Origin of the sequence: Sandarakinorhabdus sp. (assembly GCF_040398645.1) — a bacterium.
Lineage (GTDB): Bacteria > Pseudomonadota > Alphaproteobacteria > Sphingomonadales > Sphingomonadaceae > Sandarakinorhabdus.
The window spans coordinates 1-7,537 of sequence record NZ_JBBATR010000067.1; the positions used below are offsets into that span (position 1 = coordinate 1).

Annotated in this window: 10 protein-coding genes; 2 read left to right on the forward strand and 8 right to left on the reverse strand. The window is 66.6% G+C overall.

Translation table 11 applies throughout. The annotated features are described in order from the left end of the window. From ABWP50_RS11870 to ABWP50_RS11905, 8 genes are all read right to left on the reverse strand, one after another. The coding region (locus ABWP50_RS11870; RefSeq protein WP_353218199.1) for a 2-hydroxychromene-2-carboxylate isomerase at positions 1-545 on the reverse strand (545 nt) is incomplete at its 3' end. Positions 546-556: 11 nt separating this feature from the next. After that, positions 557-1,279 (reverse strand): SDR family NAD(P)-dependent oxidoreductase, encoded by a 723-nt coding sequence (locus ABWP50_RS11875; RefSeq protein ID WP_353218200.1) that lies wholly within the window; start codon positions 1,277-1,279, stop codon positions 557-559. Then, entirely contained in the window at positions 1,276-1,725 is a 450-nt protein-coding gene (locus ABWP50_RS11880) for a PaaI family thioesterase (RefSeq protein WP_353218201.1), read from the reverse strand. Before ABWP50_RS11880 ends, ABWP50_RS11875 begins: the two co-directional genes overlap by 4 nt. Continuing rightward, the gene (locus ABWP50_RS11885) at positions 1,722-2,171 is read right to left on the reverse strand and encodes a MarR family winged helix-turn-helix transcriptional regulator (RefSeq protein WP_353218202.1); all 450 of its coding nucleotides are present in this window, start codon (positions 2,169-2,171) and stop codon (positions 1,722-1,724) included. Before ABWP50_RS11885 ends, ABWP50_RS11880 begins: the two co-directional genes overlap by 4 nt. Before the next feature lie 47 nt (positions 2,172-2,218). Further along, positions 2,219-3,091, reverse strand: a complete 873-nt coding sequence (locus ABWP50_RS11890) for a dienelactone hydrolase family protein (protein WP_353218203.1) — start codon at positions 3,089-3,091, stop codon at positions 2,219-2,221. 77 nt (positions 3,092-3,168) lie between these two features. After that, positions 3,169-4,758, reverse strand: coding sequence for an NTP transferase domain-containing protein (locus tag ABWP50_RS11895; RefSeq protein ID WP_353218204.1), 1,590 nt, complete (start codon positions 4,756-4,758; stop codon positions 3,169-3,171). Further along, positions 4,755-5,729, reverse strand: a complete 975-nt coding sequence (locus ABWP50_RS11900) for an XdhC family protein (RefSeq protein WP_353218205.1) — start codon at positions 5,727-5,729, stop codon at positions 4,755-4,757. Before ABWP50_RS11900 ends, ABWP50_RS11895 begins: the two co-directional genes overlap by 4 nt. Further along, positions 5,726-6,421: an SRPBCC family protein gene (locus tag ABWP50_RS11905; RefSeq protein ID WP_353218206.1), complete on the reverse strand. Its 696-nt coding sequence runs from the start codon at positions 6,419-6,421 to the stop codon at positions 5,726-5,728. The genes ABWP50_RS11900 and ABWP50_RS11905 overlap by 4 nt, the downstream gene beginning before the upstream one ends. 100 nt (positions 6,422-6,521) lie before the next feature. Between ABWP50_RS11905 and ABWP50_RS11910 the strand changes: the two genes are divergently transcribed. Both ABWP50_RS11910 and ABWP50_RS11915 read left to right on the forward strand, forming a co-directional pair. Beyond that, complete coding sequence (locus ABWP50_RS11910) at positions 6,522-7,094, forward strand: cold-shock protein (RefSeq protein ID WP_353218207.1); 573 nt, start codon at positions 6,522-6,524, stop codon at positions 7,092-7,094. Positions 7,095-7,270: 176 nt separating this feature from the next. Then, a partial coding sequence (locus tag ABWP50_RS11915) for a DUF192 domain-containing protein (RefSeq protein ID WP_353218208.1) occupies positions 7,271-7,537 on the forward strand: 267 nt, incomplete at its 3' end.

The following is a 7,537-nucleotide window of genomic DNA, read 5'->3' on the forward strand; positions in this document are numbered from 1 at the left end:
CCGAAGTGCATTTGGCCGGCCACGAAGCAGGTTGGGGCGCCGAACACGCCGCGTTCGATGGCGGCCTGGGTGCTCGCTAGCAATTGCGCTTTGGCTTCCGGGGTTTGGGCCAGGGCCAGCAGCGCGGCGGCGTCGTGGCCGGCGGCGGTCAGGACGCTGGCCAGCACGTCGGCGTCGGCCATGTTCAGGCCTTGTTGCCACATGCCGGCGAACAGCGTGTTCGTCACGGCGCCAAAGCGGGCATCGCTGGTCAGGCCGGCCAGCATGCGCATCATGGTGAGGGTGTTGACCGGGAAATAGGGGTTTCCGGCCAGCGTGATGCCGTCCCGCGCGGCCCAGCGCTGCATGTCTTCGTTCATCCAGCGGCCTTTGGCGGCGACGGTGCCGGGCGGGCTGCCGCCGGTGGCCTTGAACACGCCGCCGAGCAGGATGGGCACCGGGATCAGCACGGCGCCGGTGCGGGCGGCGATGCCTTGCAGCCGGTGCCAGGCCAGATAGGCGGTGGGGGAGCCGACATCGAACAGAAATTCTATTGCGTTGGGCATGGGTGGTTCCTTCACCATTTTTCGGTCCAGGGTCTCAGGTCAAGCTCGTGAGTCCAGGCGCTGCGCGGTTGTTGGTGTAGGCGCACATATTCGGCGGCGATGGCGTGGGGATCGAGGATGCCGGCGTTGTCTTTCAGGGCGTAGCGATCGGGGAAATTGCTGCGGATGAATTCGGTATCGATGGCGCCATCAATGATGCTGTGGGCGACATGGATGCCCTTTGGCCCCAGTTCCCGCGCCATCGCCTGCGCCAGGCTGCGCAGCGCGAATTTGCCCCCCGAAAAACCGGCAAAGCCCGCCGAGCCGCGCAGGGAGGCGGTGGCGCCGGTGAAGATGATGGTGCCCCGCCCGCGCGGCACCATCCGGCGGGCGGCTTCGCGGCCGGTGATGAAGCCGGCCAGCGCGCACATCTCCCAGATCTTGGTGTAGCGGCGCACGGTTTCGTCCAGGATCGACATGGGCGAATTGGCGCCGATGTTGAACACCAGCACTTCAACCGGGCCGATTTCCGCCTCTACTCGGTCAAACAAGGCGATCATTGCGGCTTCGTCGCGCGCGTCTGCACCGATGGCCACACAGCCGTCACCGTGGGCCACAATACGGTCACGCAGTGCCAGCAGACTGTCACCGTTGCGGCGCACGGGCACTGCAACCAGGCCGATTTTGGCAAAGGCCTCGGCCGCAGCGCCGCCGGTGGCATCGCCGGCGCCGATGATGATCGCCGCGCCGGTCATGCTGCGGCGGCCGCCATGATCATGCAGGTGACGATTCCAGTGGCCAACAATTTGCCATTTTGGTCCACCAGCGTGCCACGCGCCGTCGCCAAACGGCGCCCGCGGGACACCACTTCGCCGCGGGCGGACACCCGCCCGGTCGCGGCGGTGATGGCCCGCACGAAGCTGACGTGCAGATCGGTGGTGACATAGGTTTCATCGGCGGCGAGCGTGGTGTGGACGGCGCAGCTCATCGCGCTGTCCAGCAATGTGGCTGCAAAGCCGCCGTGGACGATGCCGATGGGGTTGCCATGCTGGGTGCCGGGCACGGCATGCAGGGTCATGCTGCCGGGGCTGGCCTCCCCGCCGTCCATGGCCATCAGGGCGCCCATGCCGCTGCCACCCTTGCTGGCGGCGAGGGCCTCCATCTGTTTCAGGCCGTGGGTTTTGTCTGCAATTGCAGTCATATTGCGGTTTCCAATCGTTCGTGGGCTTCGTCCAGCATGAAGCGCAGGGCGGCGAGGCGGCTGGCGCCGAGCCGTTCAGCCATGGCGGTTTGGGCGGCCTGCCAGCCGGCCTGTGCAGCGGCGCGGCGCTGGTGTCCGGCGTCGGTCAGCCAGACCAGGCGGCCGCGGCCATCGGCGGGATCGGTGCGGATCAGCAGCAGGCCGTCCGTGGCCAAGGGCTTCACCAAGCGCGACACCGTCGATGCATCGGCGGCCAATTGCGCCGCCAGTGCGCCAATGCCCAGGCCGCGCCGCCGCGACAGGCAGGCGAGCAGGCCATATTGCCCGACAGTCAGGCCGTGGCCGGACAGGGCATCGTCATAAAGCTGGCTGACGCGCCGTGACAGGCGGCGCACCTTCGCAGCGGTGCACAGATCGGCGGGGCCAGCAGGTTGAACAACAGCCATGGCGCAAGAATAACCTGCAATTGCAGATAATCAAGCTGGCGCTGTTGTCAGGCCTTCAACCAGGCCAATGTGCGGCTCCAGGCCAGATCGGCGGCTGGCTTGTCATAGCGGGCAGCGGCGGTGTCGTTGTTGAAGCCGTGGTTGGCGCCGGCATAAACATGCGCTTCGTGGCGCACGCCGGCGGCCTGCAACGCCGCTTGCCAGGCGGGCGCGCCGGCATTGATGCGCTCATCCAGGCCGGCATAGTGCAGCATCAGCCGGGCCTGAACGCGCGCTGCGCCCACCAAATCCTGCGGGGCGGCGCCATAATAGGCCACGCCGGCGCGCAAGGCCGGCCCGGCAGCGACAGCCAGGGCATTCACCATGCCGCCGCCCCAGCAAAAACCCACCGCGCCGGCAGCGCCCTTGCCTGGTGCCTTGGCTGCGAGCCACTGCAGGGTTGCCACCCCGTCGGCAACGGTCTGGCTGCGATCAAGCTTGCCGATCATGGTGCGGGCGATATCTTCGGCGCTGGTGGTGCCATCGCCCATGGTGGGCGTGCCGCCGGCGGGCGTGAGGAAATCGGCAGCAAAGGCAACAAAACCAGCCACGGCCAGCCGCCGAACCAGATCGCGGTTGTGATCATTAAGCCCACGATTCTCGTGGATTACCAGCACACGCGGGGCGTTATCGGCATCGCGTGCTGGCCGTGCCAGGTGCCCGCGCATGCTGCGCCCGCCGCCGAGATCGGCCACGATATCGCCTGCCGTGATGCGCTTGTCGTCGGCTGTCACCATCGGCGCGGCTGCGCTGCGGGCGGCAATCAGGCCGATCATGGCGCTGGCTGCGGTAGCGCCGCCCGCCATTTGCGCCATTTGTGCCATCAAATCCCGCCGGCTGAATTCGCCGCCGTGGGTGAAGCGGTCATACAGATCAATCATGGCTTGGCTGGGTCTGATCATTGGCAATTCCATGTTTTTGTGTTCGTTTTCGGCGTTCAGTTTACGCCGCGATGGGATCAGGGCAAAGCGGGGCGTGCCCGCAAGGCAGTCAACGCGGCCGGTGTGTCGATATCATCCAGGCAGGCATCGGACGGCGCGGACAGGGCGGTCAAGGCAAAATCGGCCATGATGGCGCGGCCGCCGACATCGCCGGCGAGGCTCATCAGCCGCGCAAACGCCGCGCGCGGCCAGCGCACCGGATGGCCGCGCCGGCCCTGAAATTCCGGCACGATCACCTCGCCAGCCGCTGCTGCCAGCGCGGCAATCAGGGCAGGCTCAATGCGCGGCATATCCGCCAGGCAAACCAGCACCGCATCCCAATCAGCTGGCACCGCTGCAATCCCGGCGGCCAGGCTGCGGCCCATGCCGTCCTGCCAATCGGCCGCCAAGGCGAAGCTTACCGTCCGGCCAGCCAAAGCCGCGCGCACGGCGGCCGCCTGATGGCCGAGCACGACGATTGGCGGCGGCAAACCAGCTGCCGCAATGGCATCAACGCTGTGCGCCACCAGCGTTTGCCCCTGCCATGTTTCCAGCAATTTGTGCGGCCCGCCCATGCGGCTGGCACGGCCGGCAGCCAGCACCACGGCGCCCACCTTGGCTGGCCGCCGCGCTGCTGCGCGGGGCTGCGGCCGTTCGGCTTCGGGCAACAGACCGCCTTCGCCCATGGCCGCGATATCGGCCGAAGTCACTGATATTCCGGCAAACAAGCGCTCCAGCACCAGATCAAAGCCATTGCGCTTGGGGCTACGCGCGCAGCCGGGCAGGCCGATCACCGGGCGCCCGCCAAGATCGCCGAGCACCAGCAGATTGCCGGGATCAACCGGCATGCCCAACCGCTCGATATGGCCTCCGGCGGCAACGATGGCCTGCGGGATGACGTCGCCGCGATCGACGCTGGCCGATGCGCCGGCCACCAGCAGAATATCCGCGTCCATGCCCCGCAACTGCGCCGCCAGCGCCGTCGCATCGTGCGGGCAGGGCGGCAGCATCGCCAATTGGCTGCCCAGCGCGGTGATGCGCGCGGCGGTGACCTGCTCCAGCTTGGCCAGGGCCTTGCTGCTGGTGCCGGCTGTTGTCGTTGCGATCATCACGGCGCGCAATGGCTGGAACGCGGCAATACGGATCGGCTGCGCACCGGCCTGCATGACAGCCCTGGCTAGCGCGGACTTGTCCACGCCATAGCGGATGATCTTGATCGTGGCGATGATGGTGCCGGCCGCCACGCGGGCAAAGCGCGGCAGTGTGGCCAGTGTGATGGCTTCATCGACGCTGTTGATGGCGTCTACCAATCCGGGCGGCAGGCAAAGCAGGCCATCGGCGGCAGCGGCCAGATTGGCGCGGCCATGCACCGGTGCCAGCACCGCTATGCCCGGGTCAGCGCCCCATCCGGCTAACGCCTGCGCCAGCTGCTGCGCGGCTGCATCCTCGCCAACATCGTCCGGGGCGAGCCGCGCCACCACAATCTGCGCCAACCCGGCGGCGGCGAAGGCGGCGATATCATCCGCTGTCAGCCGGTGCCCCTTGGCCAGCCGCCGGTTGCCGATCAACTGGCTGTGCGCCAGCAGGGCGCCCTGCGCCTCTGCCAGCGGCAGCGCGCCAAAGTTCATGGGTTCGGAGATTTGGCAGCCAGCACGCCCCGCCACGCCGCAACCAGTTGCGCCGCAATCGACAAGGCGATTTCGGCTGGATTGGCGGCACCAATCGAAAGGCCGGCCGGGCCATGAATGCGCGCCAGATCCTCGCCGGCAAAGCCTTGATCCGCCAGCCGCTGCAGCCGGGCACCATGGTTTTTGCGGCTGCCCAGCGCGGCAATGTAAAATGCCGGGGAGCGCAGGGCTGCTGCCAGCGCGACATCGTCAACCTTGGGATCATGCGTCAACGCGACCACAGCCGTGGCCGCATCGGGGCGTAGATCGGCCATGGCTTCATCGGGCCAGCGCCGATCGAGCGTTACGCCGGCAAAACGGTCATCAGCGGCAAACAGCCCGCGCGGATCAATCACCGTCGCGGCGATGCCCAGCCCGGCAGCGATGGGCACCAGCGCCTGCGCGATATGCACGGCGCCGATGATCAGCAACCGGCGCGGCGGCGGGTATGCCCGCACGAACGGGCCAGAGTCGCCGGCCACGGCGCGGCCAGTGGCGGGATCGCTGCTGATGCTGCGCGCCTCGCCAGAGGCGGTGGCCGCGAGCACATCTGATATCAGCGCAGCGGGCAGGCCATCATCGGCCACGCGTTGCAGCAATATGGCAATGCGGCCGCCGCAGGCCAATCCAGCCGACCAGGCCACGCTGTCGGCCACGCCAAAATCCAGCACGCCATGGCCAGCGCCCGCCGCGATCAGATCCTGCGCCGCCAATATGACATCGGCTTCGACACAGCCGCCCGACACGCTGCCTTCGAACAGGCCATCGGCGCGCACGGCCAAATGGCTGCCGACGCGGCGCGGCGCTGAGCCCCAGGTGGTCATCACGGTGGCGATGGCGACGCCGTGGCCGGCCAGAGCCCAGGCGCTGGCGGCAGCCAACGTGGCCAGATCGTCGTCGCGGCCCACCAGCGCCGGCGTTGCCGCTGTCATTGGCCCAAATGTCCCCATTGCCACGCCAAAAAGGCCAGCACGGCGGCAATCAGCGCGCTGCCCCAAACCAGTGGTGACAGGCCGCCGCTGCGCGGTGGTTCAGGCGGCCCGGAACCCGGCCCGGCAACCGGCCCAGCAACCGGGGCAGCAATCGGCCCGGCAGCTTGCAGCGGATCATCCGCGGCCCGATCAGGCGTTTCAACCTCGGCCTTCAGCTTGGCGAAAAAGCTTTCGGCATATTGCTTTGCCGTGCCTTCGATCAGCCGTGCGCCCAGCTGCGCGAGCTTGCCGCCCACTTGCGCCTTCACCACATACGCCAGCGTGGTGGCGGCCGGCCCGTGCGCAGTCAGGCTGACATCGGCGCTGCCCTTGGCAAAGCCGGCAACGCCGCCCTTGCCTTCACCGACCAACCGATAGCGTTCGGGCGCGACGATATCCTCCAGCCGCACTGTACCGGCGAAACGGGCGCGCACGGGGCCGACTTTGGCGTTGAGTTCGCCATCGAACGTAGGGATGTCGCCATCGGCGCGCACCAGCCGCTCCACACCATCGATGCAGCGTGCCAGCACTTCGGGATCATTCAGCGCTGCCCACAAGCGATCGCGGCTTGCTGCAATTTCAACTGTGCCGGCCAGGTTCATGTGATGCTCGTGGTTGCGGAATGGTACGTCCAGTGGCTTGCCGTGTTCCACATCGCCAAGTCAACCTACGGCGGTTTAACAGTTGCAATTCGTTATTTATTCATTCAGATATAGTTTATCATAGACTATTTTTAATTTATCTGGGGGCGAGATGACAGAGGCAAATGGGGCTAGCGCTCTGCCAGCAGACGACGAAAGCATCTTGAACGGCACCATGAAGTGGTTCGATCCGGTGCGCGGCTACGGCTTCATGATGCCGGCGTCCGGCGACGGCGGCGATGTGCTGTTGCATTTCAGTGTCTTGCGCGATCTGGGCCGGCGATCGTTGCCGGAAGGCGCCAGCCTGATCTGCGCCGTGGTAGCCGGCAATCGTGGCCGCCAAGTGCGTCGCATCCTTGATCTGGACTTGTCGACGGCCACTGGGCCCGATCCCGAGGCAGCGGCGATTCGGGCTGCTGACCGGGTTGATCCGGGCGCGCTGATTGACACAGCCGGCCCGTTCGAACCCGTCCTGGTGAAGTGGTTCAATCGCTTGAAGGGCTATGGCTTTGTGTTAAGGCCGGGCTCAAGCGAGGATATCTTCGTGCATATGGAAACATTGCGCAGTGCCGGCTATGATGATGTGCAGCCAGGTGATGCGCTGCGGGTTCGGGTGGCGCCGGGGCACAAGGGCCCGCTGGCGGTGCTGGTTGAACAACGTGCCGGAACGGAGACAATCGAATGATGATCCGCGCAAGCGCAACGGCATTTCGTCTGGTGTGCGCATTGCCGGCCGCGATGCTGGTATCTGCCGTACCGGCAGCGATATTGGTATCTGCCGTGCCGGCCGTGATATTGGTATCTGCCGTACCGGCAGGGGCAACCAGCCCATGCCCGAATACGGGGCTGGCCCGGGCAGATGTGGTATTTGAAACCAGCAAGGGCCGTTTTGCCTATCAACTCGAAGTGGCCGGCACGTCCGAGCAGCAGGCGTGCGGCATGATGTTTCGCGAAACCATGAAGCGCGATGCCGGCATGAGCTTTCCGATGGTCCCGGCGCGCGCGACCGCATTCTGGATGGAGAACACCATCCTGCCGCTCGATCTGATTTTCGTGGCGCCCGATGGCCGGGTGCTCAACGTGCGGCAGGGCCGCCCCTATGCCCGGGACTTGTTGCAGTCAGACGGC